This is a genomic window from Fodinicola feengrottensis, from assembly GCF_039530045.1.
Classification (GTDB): Bacteria; Actinomycetota; Actinomycetes; order Mycobacteriales; family HKI-0501; genus Fodinicola; species Fodinicola feengrottensis.
In genome coordinates, this window is record NZ_BAAANY010000058.1 from 16,994 (window position 1) to 39,283 (window position 22,290).

The 22,290-nt window shown below is 65.7% G+C and carries 22 protein-coding genes; 5 read left to right on the forward strand and 17 right to left on the reverse strand.

Annotated features, from left to right (window positions below):
- Position 1 precedes the first annotated feature (1 nt).
- The 4 genes from ABD301_RS41980 to ABD301_RS41995 form a co-directional block, all read right to left on the reverse strand.
- A complete protein-coding gene (locus ABD301_RS41980) occupies positions 2–928 on the reverse strand; it encodes an SDR family oxidoreductase (RefSeq protein WP_344315579.1) in 927 nt (308 codons plus the stop codon).
- The gene (locus tag ABD301_RS41985) at positions 925–1,374 is read right to left on the reverse strand and encodes a hypothetical protein (RefSeq protein ID WP_344315580.1); all 450 of its coding nucleotides are present in this window, start codon (positions 1,372–1,374) and stop codon (positions 925–927) included. The genes ABD301_RS41980 and ABD301_RS41985 overlap by 4 nt, the downstream gene beginning before the upstream one ends.
- Before the next feature lie 2 nt (positions 1,375–1,376).
- Positions 1,377–2,336: a ribonucleotide-diphosphate reductase subunit beta gene (locus tag ABD301_RS41990; protein WP_344315581.1), complete on the reverse strand. Its 960-nt coding sequence runs from the start codon at positions 2,334–2,336 to the stop codon at positions 1,377–1,379.
- Between the two features lie 101 nt (positions 2,337–2,437).
- The gene (locus ABD301_RS41995; RefSeq protein ID WP_163572142.1) at positions 2,438–3,265 is read right to left on the reverse strand and encodes an META domain-containing protein; all 828 of its coding nucleotides are present in this window, start codon (positions 3,263–3,265) and stop codon (positions 2,438–2,440) included.
- 69 nt (positions 3,266–3,334) lie between these two features.
- On the opposite strand from ABD301_RS41995, the gene ABD301_RS42000 reads away from it, so the two are divergent.
- The gene (locus ABD301_RS42000; protein WP_344315582.1) at positions 3,335–4,783 is read left to right on the forward strand and encodes an SDR family NAD(P)-dependent oxidoreductase; all 1,449 of its coding nucleotides are present in this window, start codon (positions 3,335–3,337) and stop codon (positions 4,781–4,783) included.
- 204 nt (positions 4,784–4,987) lie between these two features.
- Here ABD301_RS42000 and ABD301_RS42005 read toward each other — a convergent pair whose 3' ends face one another.
- The 6 genes from ABD301_RS42005 to ABD301_RS42030 form a co-directional block, all read right to left on the reverse strand.
- A complete protein-coding gene (locus ABD301_RS42005; RefSeq protein ID WP_344315583.1) occupies positions 4,988–5,974 on the reverse strand; it encodes a TIGR03842 family LLM class F420-dependent oxidoreductase in 987 nt (328 codons plus the stop codon).
- 9 nt (positions 5,975–5,983) lie between these two features.
- Entirely contained in the window at positions 5,984–7,387 is a 1,404-nt protein-coding gene (hydA, locus tag ABD301_RS42010) for a dihydropyrimidinase (protein WP_344315584.1), read from the reverse strand.
- A 17-nt stretch (positions 7,388–7,404) separates the two neighbouring features.
- A complete protein-coding gene (locus ABD301_RS42015; protein WP_425552040.1) occupies positions 7,405–8,238 on the reverse strand; it encodes a nitrilase-related carbon-nitrogen hydrolase in 834 nt (277 codons plus the stop codon).
- Positions 8,239–8,348: 110 nt separating this feature from the next.
- Positions 8,349–9,893, reverse strand: coding sequence for an NCS1 family nucleobase:cation symporter-1 (locus tag ABD301_RS42020; protein WP_344315586.1), 1,545 nt, complete (start codon positions 9,891–9,893; stop codon positions 8,349–8,351).
- An 88-nt stretch (positions 9,894–9,981) separates the two neighbouring features.
- The gene (locus ABD301_RS42025) at positions 9,982–10,995 is read right to left on the reverse strand and encodes a hypothetical protein (protein ID WP_163572141.1); all 1,014 of its coding nucleotides are present in this window, start codon (positions 10,993–10,995) and stop codon (positions 9,982–9,984) included.
- A 101-nt stretch (positions 10,996–11,096) separates the two neighbouring features.
- A complete protein-coding gene (locus ABD301_RS42030) occupies positions 11,097–11,549 on the reverse strand; it encodes a DUF6918 family protein (protein WP_163572140.1) in 453 nt (150 codons plus the stop codon).
- Positions 11,550–11,970: 421 nt separating this feature from the next.
- Between ABD301_RS42030 and ABD301_RS42035 the strand changes: the two genes are divergently transcribed.
- Positions 11,971–13,011, forward strand: a complete 1,041-nt coding sequence (locus tag ABD301_RS42035; RefSeq protein WP_344315588.1) for a sensor histidine kinase — start codon at positions 11,971–11,973, stop codon at positions 13,009–13,011.
- Here ABD301_RS42035 and ABD301_RS42040 read toward each other — a convergent pair.
- Complete coding sequence (locus tag ABD301_RS42040; protein ID WP_163572136.1) at positions 13,008–13,958, reverse strand: sigma-70 family RNA polymerase sigma factor; 951 nt, start codon at positions 13,956–13,958, stop codon at positions 13,008–13,010. The genes ABD301_RS42035 and ABD301_RS42040 overlap by 4 nt on opposite strands.
- Before the next feature lie 12 nt (positions 13,959–13,970).
- Positions 13,971–14,360, reverse strand: a complete 390-nt coding sequence (locus ABD301_RS42045; RefSeq protein ID WP_163572135.1) for an SgcJ/EcaC family oxidoreductase — start codon at positions 14,358–14,360, stop codon at positions 13,971–13,973.
- Between the two features lie 146 nt (positions 14,361–14,506).
- Here ABD301_RS42045 and ABD301_RS42050 point away from each other — a divergent pair, with 146 nt between their 5' ends.
- Complete coding sequence (locus ABD301_RS42050; protein WP_344315589.1) at positions 14,507–14,920, forward strand: nuclear transport factor 2 family protein; 414 nt, start codon at positions 14,507–14,509, stop codon at positions 14,918–14,920.
- On the opposite strand, the gene ABD301_RS42055 is transcribed toward ABD301_RS42050, so the two are convergent.
- Both ABD301_RS42055 and ABD301_RS42060 read right to left on the reverse strand, forming a co-directional pair.
- The gene (locus ABD301_RS42055) at positions 14,863–15,513 is read right to left on the reverse strand and encodes a VC0807 family protein (RefSeq protein WP_344315590.1); all 651 of its coding nucleotides are present in this window, start codon (positions 15,511–15,513) and stop codon (positions 14,863–14,865) included. The two genes, ABD301_RS42050 and ABD301_RS42055, sit on opposite strands and share 58 nt — an antisense overlap.
- Positions 15,510–16,829, reverse strand: a complete 1,320-nt coding sequence (locus ABD301_RS42060; RefSeq protein WP_344315591.1) for a carotenoid oxygenase family protein — start codon at positions 16,827–16,829, stop codon at positions 15,510–15,512. The genes ABD301_RS42055 and ABD301_RS42060 overlap by 4 nt, the downstream gene beginning before the upstream one ends.
- Positions 16,830–16,895: 66 nt before the next feature.
- Between ABD301_RS42060 and ABD301_RS42065 the strand changes: the two genes are divergently transcribed.
- Positions 16,896–17,555 carry a TetR/AcrR family transcriptional regulator gene (locus ABD301_RS42065; protein ID WP_344315592.1) on the forward strand — a complete coding sequence of 220 codons (660 nt, stop codon included), beginning with the start codon at positions 16,896–16,898 and terminating at the stop codon, positions 17,553–17,555.
- Here the strand turns inward: ABD301_RS42065 and pabB are convergent.
- From pabB to ABD301_RS42080, 3 genes are read right to left on the reverse strand one after another with little or no spacing between them, the layout of a single operon-like run.
- On the reverse strand, positions 17,527–19,515 hold the full coding sequence (gene pabB, locus ABD301_RS42070; protein ID WP_344315593.1) for an aminodeoxychorismate synthase component I: 1,989 nt from the start codon (positions 19,513–19,515) through the stop codon (positions 17,527–17,529). The genes ABD301_RS42065 and pabB overlap by 29 nt on opposite strands.
- 9 nt (positions 19,516–19,524) lie before the next feature.
- Positions 19,525–19,989 carry a MarR family winged helix-turn-helix transcriptional regulator gene (locus tag ABD301_RS42075; RefSeq protein WP_163572132.1) on the reverse strand — a complete coding sequence of 155 codons (465 nt, stop codon included), beginning with the start codon at positions 19,987–19,989 and terminating at the stop codon, positions 19,525–19,527.
- On the reverse strand, positions 19,989–20,963 hold the full coding sequence (locus ABD301_RS42080) for a pirin family protein (protein WP_344315594.1): 975 nt from the start codon (positions 20,961–20,963) through the stop codon (positions 19,989–19,991). The genes ABD301_RS42075 and ABD301_RS42080 overlap by 1 nt, the downstream gene beginning before the upstream one ends.
- Before the next feature lie 88 nt (positions 20,964–21,051).
- Here ABD301_RS42080 and ABD301_RS42085 point away from each other — a divergent pair, with 88 nt between their 5' ends.
- Positions 21,052–22,077 (forward strand): FAD-dependent oxidoreductase, encoded by a 1,026-nt coding sequence (locus tag ABD301_RS42085; RefSeq protein WP_344315595.1) that lies wholly within the window; start codon positions 21,052–21,054, stop codon positions 22,075–22,077.
- The last annotated feature ends 213 nt before the right edge of the window (positions 22,078–22,290 follow it).

The window sequence follows — 22,290 nt, forward strand, 5'->3', positions numbered from 1 at the left end:
ATCAGACCTCTTCCCCGGGAATGAGCCCGTTCTGCATCGCGTTGGGCTGGGCTTTGGCCACCAGGTCGGGAATAATCGCGCCAAGCTCGTCCGGCTCCCAGCGAGCCCCCTTGTCCACCGGTGGCCCGGCATGCCAGCCTTCGGCAACGCTGATCATGCCGGCTCTCACATTGAAGACCCGTCCAGTGATCCCCCGGGCCTGCGCGCTGGCCAGCCACACCACCAAAGGGGCGACATTGTCAGGGTCGGTCGGATCGAACTCGCCAGCGGCCGGCTGCGGTTTGTTCCAGCGCACCAGATTCTCGGTCATGCGGGTCAGTGCGGCCGGCGCGATGGCGTTCACCGTCACGCCATAACGCTCCAGCTCACGTGCCGCGATCACCGTCAGCGAGGCGATCCCGGCCTTCGCGGCGCCGTAGTTTCCCTGTCCTGGATTGCCATAAATGCCGGACGAGGAGGTGGTGTTAATGACGCTGGCCTCGACCGCGTCGCCGGCTTTCGAGCGTTCGCGCCAATAAGCGGCGGCGTGCCGGAGCGGGGCAAACGTGCCGCGCAAGTGTACGCGGATCACTGAATCCCATTCGTCGATGCTCATGTTGAAAAGCATCCGGTCCCGCAGGATGCCGGCGTTGTTCACCAACACATGCAGGTCACCGAAATGATCGATGGCGGCCTGGACCAGCCGCCCAGCGCCGTCGAAGTCCGCCACGTCCTCACCATTGGCGATCGCCTCGCCGCCGGCCGCCCGGATCTGCTCGACCACCGCACCGGCCGGCCCGTCCGCAGAGCCGCTGCCATCCACCTGGGCGCCGAGGTCATTCACCACCACTTTGGCGCCGTGCCGGGCGAACTCCAACGCGTGCCCGCGGCCAATGCCGCGGCCCGCTCCGGTGATGACAACGACCCGGTCCTCGACCAGCCCGCTCACCGGCCGCTCCCGGCCGCATCAGCGGGCACCCTGCCGATCGCGGCCACCGACTCCACAAAGAAGTAAATGCTGCGGAAGAACCGCACGACATCGCCTTTTTCCAGGAGCAGCCGCCTATACATCACGATGCGGCCGGTGTCCTCGCCGGCGAGCAGAGCCTGCCACACGTCCAGGCCGCCGGCCAGCACATACGTGGCGTCCGGCGCGGTCGAGGAGATCTCGGCGGACTTACACACCCCTGCGTCCCACTGCAGCAACAAATACGCCGGTTTGCCGTCCAGGTCTCGTACGCCCAAAGCCCACGAGTCCGAGCATTTCCCTCGCGCTTCGTCTATCCAGTCCCAATATGTCTCGAGCTTGCTGGCCCGCAGCTGCGCGCTCGGGCCGCGGTCCACCGCCTGCCGGACCTGTTCGGCCCATTCCGGGCTGAAAATCCGCACCGCCATGGTCAGCCTCCCGCCAGTTCCGGCTCGATCTTCTCCACCATCTCCTCCAGATCGGGCGAGAGTTTGATGCCCACGTCGGAAAGCTTCATCTTCAGCTGACGGATCATCAACCGGCGTACCTCATCCGGGGTCCAGCCCAGCGCCTCCAGGCCGAGGGCGCGGCTGGCGGCGCCGTTCATCGCGAGGATGGTCCGCAGGGTTTCGTGGATCTCCAACAACATCTTCGGGTCCTGCGCGACCGCGTCACGCAGGAACCGCATGCCACCCTGGACATGCCGCGCCTCGTCCCGGCAGGTCGCGGTGAATCCTGTGTAGTACGCGGGAAGAAACCCGCGATTGCGGCAGTAGCTGAGGGTCACCTTCATGACCGTCAGCGCCAACACGCCTTCGATCCAGAGAAAGTAGTTCGTCCCGTACCGTACCCGCGCCGCCTGGTCATCAGGGTTGCGGCGCAGTTCGTCGGCCTGGTACGCGAGCAATCCGAACGGACCGACGAAAGTTTCGGCCACATGCTCGAACGAGTTGTCCAGCACCTCCTGGACCGAGTCGCCGGGCAGCCCGACCACCTCGCGATAGAACCGGTCGAAGAAGATCGTGTGCCGGGCCTCGTCCTCGATCTGGCTGGACATGAAGATCTTGGACTCTTCACTGCCGGACAACATGAAAACCGGCAGCTCGACCTCCACCTGGCGCTCGCCGTGGTGGAAGCCGGACGAGATCGCGACGAAGGACTCGCGCTCCGCCTCAGTCATGTTGTCGGTCCAGTCTTTCTTGTCCTGACTGAAGTCCAGCTCGTACACGTCCCAGCGCTGGCGCAGGTAGCGCTTGTAAAGGTCCAGATAGTCGGGCAGTTTTTTCAGGTCGCGGTGCACGTAGTCGATCACGTCGTCGATGTCGACGTGGCGCATCTGGGCGAGGTCGCCGTCCTCCACACCTGCGGCCCCCTCGGAAACCTCGGTCATACCGGCCCCTCCTCACCCCTTGCCGGGGCGCGGTCGAAATTAGAATCTCGCTCTAATACTGATCGCAGCATCCACCGGCAGGCAAGGGCGTGTCAACGCCCTCAGCGACTCGGGCTCGCCGACGGCGTGGGTCCGGCGGCGGTCAGCTGCAGGCCCGCCCCACTGAGGTTGGTGAGGGTCAGCCGGCCGGCCTCGATCTTGTACGTGACATCGCCGCGCAGCACCGCGAGAACATTCCGCTCCAGCGACATAAGGTCATCGGCGCAGGCCATCTTCGTGGTGATCGGCCCGGCGCCGAAGTGAATGGCCGGACCGGACACGGTGGCCGTGCCGCCGAGGCTGTTGCAACCGGTCGTACCGGTGACCCGGCCGTTCGCGAAGGTCAACTGCGCGCGCTTCGCACCTATCGCGCTGGACGCGGTGGTCCCGGAGATCACCGTGTCGACGGTCCACTGGGTGCCCGTCAGCTCGCGATCCGGGTCCACCTGGCGCCGGTCGGTCAGGTCGATCCGAGTGGTCGCGGTGGTGATCACCAGCGCGCTATCAGTCAGCTGCCACGTCGGGCGCTGGCCGAGCAGCTTGCTCAACCAGGCATCCTGCTCGTACGCGCCGGCCTGCTGGCAGCCCATCTCGGTGATGCCGCTGGTGGCCAGGTCAAGGTGTCCGTCGGTCAGGGTGACTGGGCCGCTGATGGTGTTGCAGCCGGCGTTGGCCAGCAGCCGGCCGTCGGGGGTGAACGTCAAGGTGATCTTGGTGCCGGCCACCAGCGTCCGCGCCTTGCCGTTCTCGGTGACGCCGGTGGACAGGAACGTACGACCGACCACGCTCTGCCCAGTGCCCACCGTCTTGCCTCCGCATCCGGCCAGCAGCGTGACCGCGACAACCCCGATGAGCAGCTTCGCACCCTTCATACCGATGAGACGCGGCACGGCGGCGCTCGGTTCCGCCCTTCCACGGCTGGCATCAGGAGCGTCGTACCGGCCACTTACCCTGGAGGGATGACGATGGTCGAGAACGAAGCCGGCATCAAGGGCGGCATCGAGCCGGCGCGGCTGGACGCGTGCCTCGCGGTGCTGGCCGAGGTGGGCGCCCTGCCCGTGGACCATCCGGACGCCGTCGCCGTGCGACTGGCCACCGCGAAGCTCTTCAAGACGGTGAAGGAACGCCGGCGGGCCGACAAACGGGCTGCGGTGGCATCCAACGACAAGGCCGTCATCGCGGCCACCGCGACCGGCGCGCCCGGTCGCATCGACGACGAGACACGCGGCATCCCGCTGGCCACCAGCACGGTTGGTGCGACCGCCGGCACGCTGCTGCGGGCCCGCCCCTGCTATGTCTGCAAAGCGAAATACCAGCAGGTCGACGCGTTCTACCACCAGCTCTGCCCGGCCTGCGCGGCGCTCAACCGAGAGCGGCGCGACGCTCGTACGGACCTGACCGGTCGCCGCGCGCTACTGACCGGCGGGCGCGCGAAAATCGGGATGTATATCGCGTTGCGGCTGCTCCGGGACGGCGCCCACACGACGATCACGACTCGTTTCCCGACCGACGCGGTCCGCCGCTTCACCGCCATGGCGGACAGCGCGCACTGGCTGCATCGGCTCAGGGTGGTGGGCATTGACCTGCGTAATCCCGCCGAAGTAGTGACGCTGGCCGACTCGGTGGCCGAGCAGGGGCCGCTGGACATCCTGATCAACAACGCCGCCCAGACGGTCCGCCGCAGCCCCGGGTCGTATGCGGCACTGTCCGCCGCCGAGAGCGCGCCGCTGCCGGCCGGCCCGTTGCCTGAAGTCTTCACGATCAACCCCGGCGGTCAGCAGGCGATCACCGGCGCGGTGCCGCTGCACCCGGCGGCCGCCGCGCAGGCCTTCACCAGCCTCGCGCTGACCGCGCGGTCCGCGTCGCCGGACCGGATCGCGACCGGCACGGCCGTGGACGCCGGCGGGCTGGTGCCGGACACCGACGCGGTCAACAGCTGGACCCAGGCCGTCCACGAGGTCGACCCGATCGAGTTGCTGGAAGTCCAGCTGTGCAACCAGACCGCGCCGTTTATCCTGGTCAGCCGGTTGCGGCCGGCCATGGAAGCGTCCTTGTCGCGACGCAGATATGTCGTCAACGTGTCGGCGATGGAGGGCCAGTTCGGCCGCGGCTACAAAGGCCCTGGACACCCGCACACCAACATGGCCAAGGCCGCGCTGAACATGTTGACCCGGACGAGCGCGACCGAGATGTTCGCCTCGGGGATCCTGATGACCAGCGTCGACACCGGCTGGATCACCGACGAGCGGCCGCATCCGACCAAGATGCGGCTGGCCGACGAGGGTTTCCACGCACCGTTGGATCTGGTGGACGGCGCGGCGCGGGTGTACGACCCGATCGTGCGCGGCGAGGCCGGCGAGGACGTTTACGGCTGCTTCCTCAAGGACTACAAGCCAGCGGCTTGGTAGCTCTTGGGAGTGGTGCGCGGACGATGATCAAAGTAGCTCGTCCGCGCGGGTGCCGAATCCGTAGGTTCCTTTATCGCCGGGTGGTTCTGCCGACACCGAACCCGGAGGGGACCACTTTCATGTCCGTACGTCTGCTCGCGGCCGCCGCCCCCTCGGCTACTGACCGACTTTACGGCGGCTGAGCACTGCTCAGTCGCCGTAAAGCTAGCCAATGACCTTGTTGCCGTACGCGCGCATGGTTTCGGCGGGTTGGTCGTGCATGAGGTAGATGGCGAAGTTGTCGACACCGATCTCGGTCAGCTCAGCGAGCCGGTCGGCATGCGCGGAAACTGGGCCAAGCAAACAGAAACGGTCCACGATGCTGTCCGGGACGAAGTCGGTGGACGGATTGCCGGCGCGGCCGTGATGGGCGTAGTCGTAGCCTTCGCGATCGCGGATGTAGTCGGTGAGAGCGTGCGGCACCGGCCCCGACTCGCCATAGCGGGCGACCAGGTCGGCGACGTGGTTTCCCACCATGCCACCAAACCACCGCAGTTGGTCCCGCTGGTGCGCCAGGTCGTCCCCGACGTACGCCGGTGCGGCAACACAAAAAGTGATGTCCGACGGGTCCCGGCCGGCAGCGGTGGCCGCTTCCCGTACGGCGCCGATGGTCCAGCGGGCGATGTCCGGATCGGCGGTCTGCAGGATGAAACCGTCGGCCTGCTCGCCGACCAACTTGAGCGCCTTCGGGCCATAGCCGGCCATCCAGATCTCCAGTTTTCCGTCCCGCACCCACGGAATCCGGACCGGCACGCCATGGTGGTCGGTTTCTCGGCCCTCGGCCAAATCCTTGATGACCCGCATCGCGTCGGAAAGCGTCGCGAGATTTGCCGGCGGTTGACCGATAACCCGGCGAGCGGAGTCGCCGCGGCCGATGCCGCACACCGTACGGTTGCCATACATGTCGTTCAGGGTCGCGAAAAGGGACGCGATGACCGACCAGTCGCGAGTCGCCGGGTTGGTGACCATCGGCCCGACGATCAGGTGTGACGTGGACGCCAGGATCTGCGAGTAAATGACGAACGGTTCCTGCCAGAGCACGTGCGAGTCGAAAGTCCAGCCGTAGCCGAAGCCCAACGACTCGGCCTCGACCAGCCGGTCGATCACGGCCCGAGCCGGCGGGTCCGTCTGCAACACAATTCCGAAATCCACGCTGACGTCCTAGATGAGATATTGGGAGCGGTCCCGGCTGAGGAACTTTCCGTGACCCGCCTTGCCGTGGAATTCTCCGCCGTCGATCACGATCTCGCCACGGGAGAGCACCGTGCTGACCTGACCGGTGATCTCCATGCCCTCGTACGCGGAGTAGTCCACATTCATGTGATGCGTCGCCGCCGAGATCCGCTGCTTGGCGGTCGGGTCGTAAACGACGATGTCGGCGTCCGAGCCGGCCGCGATCACGCCTTTACGGGGGTAGAGCCCGAACATCCGGGCCGGCGTCGCAGAAGCCACCTCGACCCACCGGGACAGCGAAAGCTCGCCGCCGACCACACCCTGGTGCAGCAGGTCCATTCGGTGTTCGACGCCGGGTATGCCGTTCGGGATCTTGGAGAAATCGCCGCGGCCAAGCTCTTTCTGATCCTTGAAACAGAACGGGCAGTGGTCGGTTGAGACGACCGAGAGGTCGTTCGTCCGCAGGCCGCGCCACAGATCGCCCTGGTGGCTCTTCTCCCGCAACGGCGGCGAGGCCACATATTTCGCGCCCTCGAAGTCGGGCTTGGCCATGTCCTCAATGGACAGATACAAATACTGCGGGCACGTTTCGGCGTAGACGTTCTGGCCGGTGTCCCGCGCCGCGGCCACCGCGGCCAGCGCCTGCGATGCGGACAGATGCACGATGTAGAGCGGGGCGCCGGTGACCTTGGCGAGCTGAATCGCCCTCGAGGTCGCCTCGCCTTCCAACTCCGGCGGCCGGGTCAGCGAATGGTGGACGGGATCCGTACGCCCAGAAGCCAGCGCCTGAGCGACCAACTGGTCGATCGCGATGCCGTTTTCGGCGTGCATCATGACCATCGAGCCGGTCTCCCGGGCCCTTTGCATCGCCCGCAGGATCTCGCCGTCAGTGGAGTAGAAAACGCCTGGATACGCCATGAACATCTTGAACGTGTTCACACCGGCGCCGATGCAGGCCTCCATCTCCTTCAGACTCTCGTCGTTGACGTCCGAGACAATCATGTGGAAGCCGTAGTCGATCGCGCAGTTGCCGTCCGCCTTCGCATGCCACTTGTCCAATGTGGACAGCAGCGAGGTGCCCTTCACCTGGACCGCGAAGTCGATGATCGTGGTCGTGCCACCCCAGGCCGCCGCGGCCGTACCGGTGGCGAAGGTGTCCACCGAATGGGTGCCGCCGAAAGGCATTTCCATGTGGGTGTGCGCGTCGATGCCACCGGGCAACACGTATTTGCCGGTGGCGTCGATCGTCCGGTCAGCGGCGGTCGCCCAGGCCTGCGCGAGGGCGGAGCCTGGATCAGCCACCGCGGCGATCCGTTCCCCTTCGACCAGGACGTCCGCGGCCGCCGCGCCGGCCGGGCTGACCACCAGGCCGCCTCGAATGACGGTGCTCATGTTTGTCTTCCCTCGCCTTACGGTTGGACCAGGCTCTCGTACGAGTCGGGGCGGCGATCCCGGTAGAACGCCCACTGGTCGCGCACCTGCGCGAGCGTGGCCATGTCCAGATCGCGTACGACGACCTCGTCCTGCGTGTCGGAAGCGGCGTCGCCGACCAACTGCCCACGCGGGTCGACGAAATAGGACTGACCGTAGAAGTCGTTGTCCCCCAACGGTTCCACGCCGACCCGGTTGATCGCGCCGACGAAGTACTCGTTCGCCACGGCGGCCGCCGGCTGCTCCAGTTTCCACAGATACTGGGAAAGACCGCGACTGGTCGCGGACGGGTTGAACACGATCCGGGCGCCGGCCAGGCCCAGCGCGCGCCAGCCCTCCGGGAAATGCCGCTCGTAGCAGATGTAGACACCGATCCGGCCGACCGCGGTGTCGAAAATCGGATAACCGAGGTTGCCGGGCCGGAAGTAGAACTTCTCCCAGAATCCGTTCACCTGCGGAATGTGGTTCTTCCGGTGCATACCCAAATATTTGCCGTCGGCGTCGATCACCGCGGCGGTGTTGTAATACACACCCGGCTGCTCTTCTTCATACATCGGTACGACCAGGACGACGCCGTGCTGTTTGGCGACCTCCTGCATGAGCTTGGTGGTCGGACCGTCCGGGATGCGCTCGGTGTACGAGTAGTAGTCGGTGTCCTGCACCTGGCAGAAATACGGCCCGTAGAAAAGCTCCTGCAGGCACACCACCTGAGCGCCCTGCGAGGCGGCCGAGCCGATGGCGTCGACGGCCGTCTGGATCATCGACTCCTTGTCACCGGTCCACCGTGCCTGGACCAGCCCGGCTCGAATGATCTCCGACATCGATTCACTCCTCCTGCTCAGCTGGAAAGTCCGGTCTATATCTGCGGACCGTACCCGCCGAACAGCCGTCGTGGGTAGTGTTTCGACCCGCTGGCCGACGATCAGTCGTCGGCCGCCGCGGCGACCGGAAGTGGCCGCCGCTGGCCTTGTCGCGGCAGGGTGAGCAGCAGGTAGACCAGGAATGCGGCCACCAGCCCGACGGCCCAACTGTAGTCGTAGAGCGGCTTCAGGAACGGGATCAACCCGCCGGCCGGAAACGGTCCCTGGCCGGGCGCGGAATAGACCCCGCCCACCGCGAGGACGGCACCGATCACGGTGGCGATGATCGCGTTCAGGTTCCAGCCATGGAAAAACCAGTAACGACTGTCCCGGCGATAGAGCTCCGGCAGCGACAACACCGTCTTGTCGCGAAGCCAGTAGCCAGCGACTAGCACACCGGCCACGGCCGCCAGCACACCGCCGTAAAGGCCCAGCCAACCGAAAATGTAGATATGTGGGTCGGCCAGCAGCTGCCACGGCTGGATCAGAATGCCAATGACTCCGGTGAGCAGACCGCCGGTCCGGAAATTGACCCATCTGGGCAGCGCGTTGGAGAAGTCGTACGACGGGCTCACCACGTTGGCGGCCACGTTCGCCGAAACGGTCGCAAGAACGGCGACCAGCAGACCCAGAATCACCAGCACCGGATTGCTGAAGTTGCTGGCCAGCTCCACCGGATCCCACAGCGCCTTGCCATAGATCACAACGCTGCCAGAGGTGACGATGATCGAGACGATCGAGATGAACGACATCGTGGTCGGCAGCCCGAGAAGCTGGCCGATCAGCTGCTTGCGTTGGCTGGCGCCGAAACGGGTGAAGTCCGGCATGTTCAGGGAAAGTGTCGCCCAGAAGGCGATCATGCCCATCAGCGCCGGTGGGAAAATCGTCCAGAATCCCAGGCCCCAGCCCAGTTTGGACGGTTGCGACAGGATCGGGCCGAATCCGCCGGCCCGAATCAACACCCACACCAGCAGCGCGGCGAAAGCGATCGTCACCAGCGGCGCGGCCCAGTTCTCAAACCGTCGAATCGCGTCGATACCCCGCCAGATGATAGCCATCTGGAACAACCAGAAAATCCCGAAGCTCAGCCAGACCGTCCAGGGTTTGCCACCCAGCGGAGCCGCGTTCACCCAGCCGCCACCGACGAGTTTACCGACGATGACGTAAACCGCCTCGCCACCGACCCACGTCTGGATGCCGAACCAGCCGCAGGCGATGAAGGCCCGCAACAGGGCAGCCAGGTTTGCCCCGCGTACGCCATAAAAGGCCCGCGCGAAGACCGGGAACGGAATGCCGTATTTGGTGCCGGCGTGACTGTTCAACAGCATCGGGACCAGCACGATCAGGTTTCCCAGCGTGATGGTCAGGAATGCCTGCACCCAGTCCATCCCGAGCGCGATCAGCCCGGACGCCAGCAGATAGCTGGGGATGTTGTGCGCCATTCCCATCCACAGGGCGGCATAGTTGTACGTCGTCCACGTACGTTTGCTCACCGGCACCGGCGCGAGCTCGGGATTGACATAGGGGCCCTGTTGCGGCGGCGTTTCGCCGAGATCAACGCGCCCGTCATCGTGTACGACCTGTGCTGGTATGTCGACACTGGTCATCGCGTTTCACCCCCACCCTTGCGCTGGCCGGCCGGGAAGGTCGACCACGGAATACTGCCCGACCAGGGCACTCTTGCCAAGGGGGTGGTTACCGTTCGGCCACCTGACGGTGCAACTCCAGCAACGCGGGAATGCTGGCCGGATCGCGACGCCCGAGGCCGCATTCGGTGCCCACGCCGAAAGACTGTCCGGCCGTACCGGCCGCGGCCATTCGCCGGCGAGCGCCGGCCAGCCCGTCCGTGGCATGCACCAGCCCGAGGAAGAGCTGGGTGTTTTCCGGCAGCCGCAAGGCTTTCAGCGGCGCGAAATAGGCCTCGTCAACGCGGTCCCGCGGCACCGGGAGATGAATCCAGGCCGGCGGTCGGTGCACTGCCTCGACAATCCCGTTCGCGACCCGGGTCAGCAACGCGGTATCGGTGGGCTGGACGAAATGCTGGTGCCCGCTGTCGCCGTAACAGAGGTGGAACCCGACCTCGGCCGGTGCCGGCACCTGCGCGGCGAGGTCGGCCAGCCGACGTACGAGCGCGGCCTGCGAGGCGTCCACCCCGGCCGTTCGGATGCCTTCCAGGAGCGCGATCTCGATGGCCACATCCCACTGCACGGCGAGCTCCTCGGCCGGCACGACGGCGAGGATGTCGGCCACCTCGGCCAGCATCGCTGCCCGATAGGCCGCCTCGACGGCCGCCTGGTCACGTTCGGTGACAAACGCGATCATAATTGCTATCGGCGTCGGCAGGCTGACCTGAAAACGAGTGTCGGCGGGCACCACGCCGGCGGCCTTCAGAGCGGCGAAAGTCTCGTACGACCGCAGCGCGACTCTCGCGTAACCAAGGCTGCCGAACGCCAGCCCGCTCGCGTCCACGCCCGTACGCAGCCGAAACCGCGGCTGCGGCGGCGGGCCGTCCACGTCCGGTTCGAAGGACGGATGGTCAGCCACCACCGAGAGCTGGTAGCGGATCCAGTTGGTCCGGTCGCCGGTCTCGCCGTCCGGGATGCGTCGGACGTACGGCCCGAGGGTGCCGGCGGCGGCCCGGAAAACGGCCTCGGCCGACTCCAGCGGCACGCTGCCGACGAGATGGACGGCTGGCAGGTGGGTGCCCATTAGCGTGCTCCTCCGGTCCGACGATCTATTCATCATACGATGAATAGCGGGGACGAAAAAGCGGGCAACGGTTTCCCGTCGCCCGCTCCACGTTCTGGACCTTAGGCCGCGACGTGCTTCTCGATCAGCTTGCCGAGCCGCGGCAGTGCCAGCTCGACGTTCTTCTTGCCCTGTGGGCGGATCTTCTCGTACGCCTTCTTGATGGTGGCGCGACTGGTGTTGGCGGCCCGGTCGTCGGTCACCCCGAGCAGAGCGTCGGAGACCTCCTCGCCACGGCCGGCCAGGTAGCTGTCCAGCGGCTGACCAGCGCCGCTCGCCCGGTAGTCGGCGTAGAACGGCTGCAGCCGGCCAATGAAGTCGTCGAGCAGCTTGTCGATCGACTCGTTGATGATGCCCGGCTTGACGGCCTTGACCATGGTGTACGCGCTCTTGACCGCGAGCCCTGAGGCGCCTGACTTGCTCGACACTTCTTCGTCCAGCAGCTGCTTGCAGTCAGCGAGGACCTCTGGCCGCTTTCCGGGCGTGAGCAGGATCTCGTGCAGCGTCTCTGCCACCTGAGTACCAACCCTCTCTCTTCTTCTCACCTGTGGATTCACTGCCCGCGCTGGGGCGACAACCAGCCTGGTGAGGCTGGATGTGACGCCGGCGCGCGCACCGCGCATTACGGGAAAACTCCCCCCGACTCCGCCCAACTTAGCGTCCGCCCCGGAAACACCCGGCCTGGGGTCCCGACTGAGGCTCCTCAGACCGGCCGAAGCCGGCCAGCGAGAGCCACCGATTGCTGAGGCGGAATATGAAGCTATGTACTGATTTGTACGGGCCAACCAGACTCATTAATGCGCTACGCACATTCAGTGATCATGGCCGTACTGGCGGTAATCGAGCTGATCAGTTTCAATGTCCCCCATGGCGACTTCATTTCGAGTCAACCAAAGCCCGCGCAACATAATGACCCGACTGTCCGTTGTCTGCTTTTTGGCCAGTCTGTTACTGACCAGCACCACTGTCGCGCCGATGTGGCGGATAGGGCTGGCAATTCTGACCTGCGCACTGACTTTCGGCCTGGCTGTTATGTACGCCGGACCGCCACGAGTGCCGTTGCTGGCGATATCCGCCTTTTCTTTCCTGCTGGCATTGTTGCCGGTGCTGGAAAGAATTGACGTCTGGCTGGCGCGAGTGGGAACCGTCCTTTTGTTCCTGGTATTCGCCGCGGTGATCTGGCGCGGCCGCGCGGCGGCGATGCAGCTGCTCGTACGAGACCGCTACCGCGCCAGCATCGACGCCGTCGACGCGATGAAGTCGCACCTCGCCCACCAGCTGCACGACGAGTTCCTGCAGCGGCTGCTGTCCGCCCGACAACTTCTACAGCAAGCCAAACTCTCGCACAGCCCCACCGAAACGATGTCCCTGGTCACCCGCGCCGATGACTTGTTTTTCGCGCAGGCCACCGATTTACGCGGCCTGATCACGGACCTGCACCCAGCGGTCCTGGACCGGATCGGGCTGGCCGGCGCGCTCGCCGACCTCGCCAGCGACACCGAGATCGAACACCCCGGAAAGACCGTCGCCACCACGGTTCTGCCCGGTCACCGTCCAGAATGGACACAGGACCGTACGCTGCGTCTCGCTCTTTTCCGGGTGGCCCAGGAAGCCGTCCGCAACGCCGCCGAACACAGCGGCGGCGACCGCATCGACGCCACCGTCACCGCCACCGAGACCTACGTCGAGCTGGCCGTCACCGACAACGGCACCGGCTTCGACCCCACCATGCTGAACGGCCATCACCACGGCCTCGCCGCGATCCGTACCCGCTGCGAAGCCCTCAACGGCTCCGTCTCCGTCACCTCCACAGGTGGCTCCGGCGCGATCGTACGAGCCAGAATTCCGTTGCGTACGACCCGAAACCGGCACCGCGTAGCCGTCCCTTCGGCGCACCCATCGCCGGTGCCCGCCATCCCCCGACACCGCAAGCCCGACCCCTACGGCAACTCCACCTCCACCAAAAGCCTGGTCTAACTCAGGACCGCCGCCAGCCCGAAATCCGCGTACACCTGCGACTCCTGAAAAACCACGTTCCGCGAGATTCCCGCTGCGCCAATGCTGAAAACCTGCAGCGTGTGCAGCTGATACAAACCTTCCCCATCGCGACAGTAGGCGGCGACCGCAGGCTGGCAATTGGCGGTAAGAGGAATCATCCGCCAAGCATCGCCACGGATCCCGAACACTCGCTCAATGAACTGTCCGTAGTGGACCTTCCCCACATACCACAGCGGAATGGGCGGCATTTCCATCATCACGTCATCGGTCAGCAATGCCACCAAACCGCCGACGTCAGCCGATTCGAAAGCGCGAATATAGCGGTCGAGAACAGACTCCACCGCAGCGTCGCCAGGCTCCGCGACGTCGGCTTCGGCTGGCGCGGCGGCGGACAGGCTCGTACGAGCACGCTGAAGGGCGCTGTTCACCGCGGCGGTGGAGGTTTCCAGTTGGTCGGCGACTTCGGCGGCGGTGAATTCCAGCACGTCCCGCAGGATCAGAACGGCCCGCTGTTTTGGTGGCAGCACTTGCATCGCGGCGATAAGCGCGAGTCGCAGATTGGCTCGCCCGGCGATTCGGGACGCCGGGTCGGCCAGCCGGGAATCCGGGAAGGGCTGCAGCCACGGCACTTGCAGTGAGGGCACCAGCGGCGCGTACGGGTCGTCGCTCGCGGCGCCGAGCCCGGACGGCAACGGCCGCCGGGCCCGGCCCTGCAAAGCGGTCAGGCACGCGTTCGTGGCGATTTTGTAAAGCCACGTGCGTACAGACGCCATTCGCTCGTCGTACCGATCCCGTGCCCGCCACGCCCGGATCATCGTTTCCTGAACCAGATCCTCGGCCTCATGGACGGATCCAAGCAGCCGGTAACAATGCACCAGCAACTCACGCCGGTACGCCTCGAAATCCTCAACGGTCGCGGTGGGCAACGGGAATTCCTCTCAGCCGACGGGAGCGTTCGTGTACGCCGCGATTTTCCACTCTCCGTTGATCTTGGCCAGCACCGAGGTGGCCCGGATCAGGACAGCCGGTTCGGTAGCTCCGGCCATGACGACGCCGCCTTCGGTGACCACGATCGCGGTGTCGCCGCCCACGATCCGCAGGTCGACCACGTCGTCGACGACTCGGCTGCCCTGCAGAGGGCCCGCGAAACCGGCGGCCATGTAGTCGCGTACGGCGGAGTCGCCGCGGTGATATCGGCCAGGCAGGACGATGGTCGCGTCCGCGGTGTAGAAGGTCGCGAACGCGTCCGCGTCATAGTCGGTCCAGGTCACGTACAGCTGCGTCAGCACATCGCGTACGGCCTGCTCATCGGTGGTGATGGTGGTCATCGGAGGTCTCCTTCGTGGTTGGTCGAAGGGGTATACCGGCGACCCGTCGGCAACTCATCGGTCAGCCGCGAAAAGATTCGCTGGCAAAATGGGGATCTCCCCACTACAGTAACCGGGGACATCCCCAGATCAATCGAAGAGGCTTCATGACACTGACCGCGCAGGATCGCACGACCATCACCGACCTGATCACCATGCACGGGCACCTGGTCGACGCTGACGGGCTCAACCGCATTGAGGAGGTCTTCGCTCAAGACGCCGTGCACGACCTCACCGACTTCGGGCTGGGCATCCGGGACCTGCCCACGCTCCGCGAGGCCGCGATCGCCCTCGGCGACAACCAGCCGGTCGGCCATCACGTCACCAACATCGTGCTCAGCGAATTGCCGGACGGCCAGATTCGGGTGCTGCCCAAGGGAATCGGCATCAACGCGGACGGCACCTGCGGCAGCGTCACGTACGACGACGTGGTGTCCCGCCGCGAGCAGGGCTGGCGGATCACCTATCGCAAGGTCTCCGTGCGAAAAGCGGTCGGCGTTCGCAGCCGCGCGGACCACTGACCGTTGCGCGGGCGGTGGCGATACCACAGCGACCAGCAGGCGAGCAGCGCGATCAGCCCCAGCTGGGCAGGTGTTGACACGGCGATAACCAGGTCGATCGGCCATAGATAGACCAAAACAATGCGCAGGACCGCTTCCGCGAGCATCGCCGCGCCCCAGACCGTAGAGCCAACGTAGAACATCCGCCGAAACCCCGGCTCGGCCACCCAGAGCTCGTCCCACCGGCGCTGGGCGGCCGGGTCAGCGGCCCGGAAGTGCCGCGAGATCAAGAACATCACCGGTCGCCCGAACGGGATGGTGACCAGGAAAGCGACCCCGACGAACGCCGTGTTCAGGGAGTCCTTCGCGGCCAGCAAACGAACATCGCCGGTGACGGCGGTCAGTGCCAGGCCCACCACCAAAAGACCGATCATGAACAGCGCGAGCCCGTCGATCCGGCGATGCCGAATGATCACGTACGCCAGCCGCACGCTCGCGACCGCCGTCCCGCCGATCAACGAGGTCGTCTCGCTGCAACCGGCGAGCCGGAAGAGGAAATACGGCAGGATCGACAGGCCCAGATCCCACAACAATACGTTGACCAGCGGCTTCATCGTACGACCGACTCCGGGACCCAACTGCCGTGGAATCCGGACGGGACCCACCGTGGCAAGTGGACGGTGGCCACCGGCCGCGCGGCGACATCAGTAGCGTCCAACACCAGAAGATCCGCGGTGCCGGCGATCCGATTGCTCACGATGGTCAACAGCCACCCGTCGTCCTCGGCCCGGGCGTTTTCGGCTGGCACGAACACCGCTTCGCCCGGCTTCGCGCCGTCCGGCAGCCGGTGCACGCCGCGCTCGCCGTTGACCGTGTCGAACTTGACGACGGAACCTCCGCCGACCAGATAGAGGAAACGGTTCTGGAGTCCGACCAGATTTTCGTTGAGAGTGGGAAACTCCAGCGACCAGTCGTCAAGCTGCTGCTCGGACCGCACGCCGGTCCGCGGATCGAGCGTCCATCGATGCAACATCTGGCCCGGCACCGAGCCCGTTTTCTCTTTACCCGCCGCAAGATCCCACTCGTTACGGAAAGTGGCGCGGTCGTACCGAACGGCGTCCAACACCACCCGGCCGGCCGCGTCCTGACGCGCGTTGCCGACGTGGAAGACGTAACAGGGCTCGATCTCGAACCACCGGACCGGCCCACCTTTTCGTGGCATCAAGCCAAGTCTGGCGCCGTACGAGTCGCTCCACCGATAGGGGACGCCCAGCTCGGTCCGCTCGAAAACGACCGGCAGATCCATCCAGACGAGGTAGTCCTCAGTAATGGCGAAATCGTGCATCATGGTCGGTCCCGGCACCTCGACCGGCACGCTTTGCACCAGCTCTCCGGACGCCGAAAGCCGGTGATAGGTCAAGAAGGGCGGCCGCACGCCGTACCCGAAGAAATGCAGGTCACCGGTGACCGGATCGGCTTTGGGATGGGCGGTCATCGCGGTGGTCAGCCGGCCTTGGAAATCGCAGGGACCAACGGTGTCCAGGTCGAGGCTCAGCTCGTACGGCAATCCGCTTTCCACCAACGCGAAAGTCCGGCCGGCATGCTCTATCACGTGCGTGTTGGCATGACAGGCAGCCAAATCCAGACTCCCATCCGGCCGGACGCGAGTCGCAGACTCGGTGAACAGGCTCGTACGCACCCATCGGTTGCGATACCAAAGTGCGGCGCCGTCCTTCAGCCGTACGCCATGGACCATGCCTGGCTCGACGAACGGATGCGCCGGCGGCGCTCCGGGCTTCGGATTGGGCCCGTTGCGCAGGTAGCGGCCGTTCAGTTCGGGGGGCAGCGCCCCCTCCACAACCAGGTCGATCGCCTCGATCTCATCCGGCACGGGCGTGAAGTAGCTGTCTATGGCGACGGTGGCGGTCATCCTCGACTCCCTTGGTAGCTCGACTGTGCTAAATAAAAGCTAGCACAGTCGTGCTATAAAAGTCCTGTGCCCAAGGTCGTGGATCCGAAAGAGCGCCGGCAGCAGGTCGCCGAGGCGGTGTGGCGGGTCATCCGCCGCGACGGCTTCAGCAGCGCGTCCATGCGTAACGTCGCCGCGGAGGCCGGCCTGTCGCTCGGGTCGCTACGGCACTACTTCGCCACTCACGACGAGCTGATCATCTTCTCCATGGACCTGGTGATCGAGCGCGCGTCGGCCCGACTGCTCGCGTTGCAGGCGCGCCGTCCGCCCACTCTCACCGACCCGGCCGCGAGCGTCGAGATGGTGCTCAGCGAGTTGCTGCCGCTAAATGCCGAACGGCAGCAGGAATCCCAGGTATGGCTGGCTTTTCTGGGCACCACCGTGAGCGATCGGCGACTACGGGCGATCAGCCACCAGATCCACGACCGGATTTTCGAGTTGGAGAAGGACATGCTCGGCGAGCTGGTACGCGCCGGGCTGGCCGACCCCGATCTGGACCTCGACCTGGAAACAGCCCGGCTGCACGCGCTGCTGGACGGCCTGTCGATGGACGCCGTCACCCGACCCGAACGCGTGACCCCGGATGTTCTGCGGGCCGTTTTGGCCCACCACCTCACTTCTCTGCGGCCCCAAGAGGCAGCTCAGCTGAGCCTTCGACCTACGGCAGGGAAAGGACAGCGCGAATAGCGGCTGTCTTGTCGACGGTCTCCTGGTATTCCGCGGCCGGGTCGGAAAGGGCGACCACGGCCCCGCCGGTGCCGAAATGGGCTCGATCCGGGGTGACCACGAGCGTACGGATGGCAATGCTGAGGTCGACGGCACCGGTCGGCGAGAAATAGCCGATGGCGCCGGAGTAAATGCCGCGGGGGCCTGCTTCGAGGGCGTCGATGATCCGCATCGTGCGGATCTTCGGTGCCCCGGTCATCGAACCGCCGGGGAATGCGGCCCGTACGCACGCGACAGGCGACACATCGTCGCGCAGTTGAGCCTTCACCACGCTGACAAGCTGGTGGACGGTCGCGTACGTCTCGACCGAGAAAAGCTGCGGGACCTGCACCGAACCGATCACCGCCGACCGGCCGAGATCGTTGCGGACGAGATCGACGATCATCAGATTCTCGGCCCTGTCCTTGACATTGATGCCGAGATCGTCGCGTAGGGCCGCGTCCGCGAGCGGAGTTTCGCCGCGCGGGCGGGTTCCCTTGATGGGCCTGGACTCAGCCGCGCCGGCCGACGAAATGCTGAGAAACCGCTCCGGCGAACTGCTCAGCACCGCCATCTCGTCGAAGCGCAGAAAACTGGCGAAAGGGGCCGGGCTGGCTTCCCGCAGTGCCAGATAGGCCGGCAGCGGATCGATAGAGCCCGCGCAGTCGATGCGGTTCGTCAGGCAGATCTCATAACTCTCGCCCTGCCGGATGGATTCCTGGCATTCAGCCACCAACTCAAGATAACGCTCACGGTCGTGCCGCGGCTGCGCTCGTACGCACGGAGAAAACTCGGCCGGCGCCGGACCGTCCCGCAGCGCGGCCCGGAGCTCGGCCAGCGCAGGGCCGGCCGCGTCGTACGTTTCCTCCAGCACCAGCGCGAAAACCTCGCTGGTCCGGTGGTCGAAGACGACAGCCCGGTCGGCGAACATCATCATCGCGTCCGGCAGTTCGGAGCAGTGCGCCGCGGAACCACCGCATTCGGCTTTCAGCTCGTAGCCGAGGTATCCCACCCAGCCAAGCCCAAAAGGCGCATTCGACGCATCGATCCGCAACGACGCCAGATCGCCTTCAAGCCAGTCGAAGAATCCACTGTGGACGGTTTCGGAGTCGACCGTCACCGTGCCGGCGGCCACGTTGGCCGTCACCGTACGACCCCATTTTCCCGCGCAGTCCCCGATAACGGACATCGCGCCGAGCGGATGGCTCGGCAGGCTGGAATCGAGCCAGAACGCCCGCCGGGAATCGCCCAGCAGTCGTTCGTACGCCTGCGCCGGCTCGATCTCCATGTCCAGGCGCTCGGCGAAAACCGTCAGACTCGGCACGGTGGCTTCGCGAGCGGCCAGCTCAATCACCGGCCTAGCCTCGGTTTGTGGTGATTGGGCGAGGAAATTCGTCATCAGCTCCCGGCCGTACGCCGTACAAACCGACTCCGGATGAAACTGCACTCCCCAGGCCGGCCTGGCCGGATCCTCGACGGCCATCAGCACACCGTCATCGGCCCAGGCGGTCGCTTTCATGCCGGGCGGGAGATCGCGGACGGCCAGCGAGTGGTAGCGGACAACCGGAAAAGTCGTCGGAATTCCGGCGAAAAGCGCGCTCGAGTCGTGCGTGACCTGCGACACCCATCCGTGCCGCGGCTCCGGCGCCAGCCCGACAGTCGCACCGGCGAGCTGGCACAAAGCCTGATATCCCAGGCAAACTCCCAACAGCGGGATCTTCGCCCGCGCCACCACCATCGCACTGATGCCCAGGTCCGACGCGCGGTCCGGGCGCCCCGGCCCAGCCGAGACGATGACGTTGTCGAACCAGCACAGATCGTCATCCGACCAGCTCGGATCGTCATTGACAACCACCACCGGCGGGCTTTTTGTGATCCCCGCCACCAACTGGAAGACGTTGTACGTGAACGAATCGTGATTGTCCACGATCAGTGTCCGCATAATGCCAGCTTACGCACCCAGCTTTTTCTGCCGTTTGATCTCGGTGAAAGCCTCGCCGAGAGCGGCCAGCTGATCGGCTGTCAGCGGGCTGGCGAAATGCTCGTCGACCACCTCGGCATTGGTCCGGATGGCCTTGGACCGCAGCCGCCGGCCGGCCGTGGTGAGCGCGACCTCGACTCCGCGCAAGTCGTCCTCGCAGGGCACTTTTTCCAGCAGGCCACGCTTTTCCAGCCGATCGACCAGCCGGCTCACCGCGCTCTGGCTGAGCAGCATGCGCTCCTTGAGCTCGTTGATCCGTACACTTTCGGACGGCATGTTGACCAATGCGTCGAACTCGGACAGGGACAGCTGGTGCCGCTCGTGCAACGCGGCCGCCAGCTGGTCGCTGACCGAGACATACACCTGGATCAGCGACCGCCAAACGTCCAACTTCGAGCGTACCGACCGCTGCGAAGCAGGCAGGAGAGGACTCATCACAGCACGTCGTGGCCGGGGTGCGGCTCGGCCGGGATGGTGCCCAGCCGGCCGGCCTGAAAGTCGTCGAACGCCTGCTGCAGCTCCTCACGAGTGTTCATCACGAAAGGTCCATAAGCGGCGACCGGCTCGCGAATCGGCTGGCCGCCGAGGATGAGCACGTCCAGCTCGGGCGTACGGCTTTCCTGGGTGGTGTCGGCCGCGAGCGTGAGCACCTCACCGGGTCCGAAAACCGCCAGCTGCCCCATCCGGATCGGCCGGCGATCCGCCCCTACGGACCCGGCACCGCCCAGGACATAGACAAGCGCGTTGAAGTCGGCCCGCCACGGCAGCCGTAGCCGCGCGCCGGCGGACAGCGTGGCGTGCGCCAGCGCGATCGGCGTGTGCGTACTCCCCGGACCGGCGTGACCAGCGACTTCACCAGCGATGACGCGTACGAGCGCGGCACCGTCTGGCGAGCTGAGCAGCGCCACCTGGCCACCGCGGATGTCCTGATAGCGCGGCGCGGTCATCTTGAGCTTGGACGGCAGGTTCACCCAGAGCTGGATGCCGTGGAACAGGCCGCCGCTGACGACCAGGTGCTCCGGCGGCGCCTCGATGTGCAGGAGGCCGGCCCCGGCCGTCATCCACTGGGTGTCACCGTCGGTGATGCTGCCGCCGCCACCGTTGGAGTCCTGGTGATCCATGATCCCGTCGATCATGTAAGTGACGGTCTCGAAACCGCGGTGCGGGTGCCACGGCGTCCCCTTGGGCTCGCCCGGCGCGTACTCGACCTCGCCCATCTGGTCCATGTGAATGAAGGGATCCAGCGCGCGCATGCTCACGCCCGCGAATGCTCTACGGACCGGAAAACCTTCGCCTTCGAAGCCACTCGGCGCGGTCGTCACCGACACGACGGAACGATCCTCGGCGGTCGGCAAGACCTCTGGCACGCGCGGCAGGGTCAGCGGGTTCGCGACTGTTACAGCTGGCATGACGTCTCCTGTGATCGGCCCCGGCAACGCGCCGGACTCCACCCACAACGATACATGCGCACGCATCATTCCCGCTACACTCTCCGACGTGAACTCCGTCGATATCGTCGCCATAGGTGCAGGTCAGGCCGGTCTTGCCAGCGCGTACTACCTCCAGCGCGAGGGCGCGGACTTCGTTGTTCTGGATCGCCAGATGGCACCTGGAGGGGCGTGGCAGCAGGTCTGGCGGTCGGTACGGTTGGTGTCACCGCCGCTCTACACCCGGCTGCCCGGGCTGGCCTGGGACCTGCCTTTCCACCATCCGCCGAGCGGTCCTGAGGTCAGCGGCTATTTCGCCGACTACGAAAAGCACTACGCGCTGCCGATTCAGCGACCGGTGCGAGTCCGGTCGGTCAGTGGAGACGGGCGGCTGCTCGTACGCACCGACAGCGGCGACTGGTCGGCGCGTACGGTCATCAACGCGACCGGCACGTGGGACCATCCGTTCGTCCCCAGTGTGCCGGGGATGGCTTCCTTTTTGGGGCGGCAGCTGCACACCGCGTCGTACGACACTCCCGAGGAATTCGCCGGCCAGCACGTTGTCGTTGTGGGCGGCGGAAACTCGGCCGCGCAGATTCTCGCCGAAGTCTCCACGGCGGCCCGTACGACCTGGGTCACCCGCCGCCCGCCGGACCTACGCGGTGGGCCCGCGACCGAAAAGGACCTGGTCGCGGTGACCGACCAAGTGGATGAGCGCGTACGCGCCGGACTGCCGCTGCGCAGCGTTGTCAGCTACACCGGCATTGGTCGTACGGACGCCGTTGTCGCCGCCGAAGCGCGTGGAGTCATGGTCGCCCACCCCCTGTTCGACCGGATCACCCCGACCGGAATTGCCTGGAACTCCGGGGAAACTCTGGCCGCCGACGCGATTCTCTGGTGCACCGGCTTCCGTCCGGCACTGTCCCACCTGGCACCGCTGCACCTGCGCGGCCCAGCCGGCGGCATCGTCGTCGACGACACCCGGGTCGCCGCCGACCCACGGATTTTCCTGGTCGGCTACGGCCCGTCCGCCAGCCTGATCAGCTCCCACCGAGCCGCCCGCCACGCGGTCACGTACGCGCTCAGCACCGCATAAGTCCGCGGGACCGCTAGGACTCCCGCATCCGGGACCTGAGCACGTCAAATCGGAATGATCGCTTTGATCACGCGGTGGCCTATTGAACGCGCGCGCTCTATGTTTCGTTGGGGTTATTGTGAAAGTATCCATTTCCTGATCACCCGTACGCGGCCATATTGTCGGCGCCGGCGGTAGAATTAATGTCATGGCCGCCGGCGACGAAGTCACCTC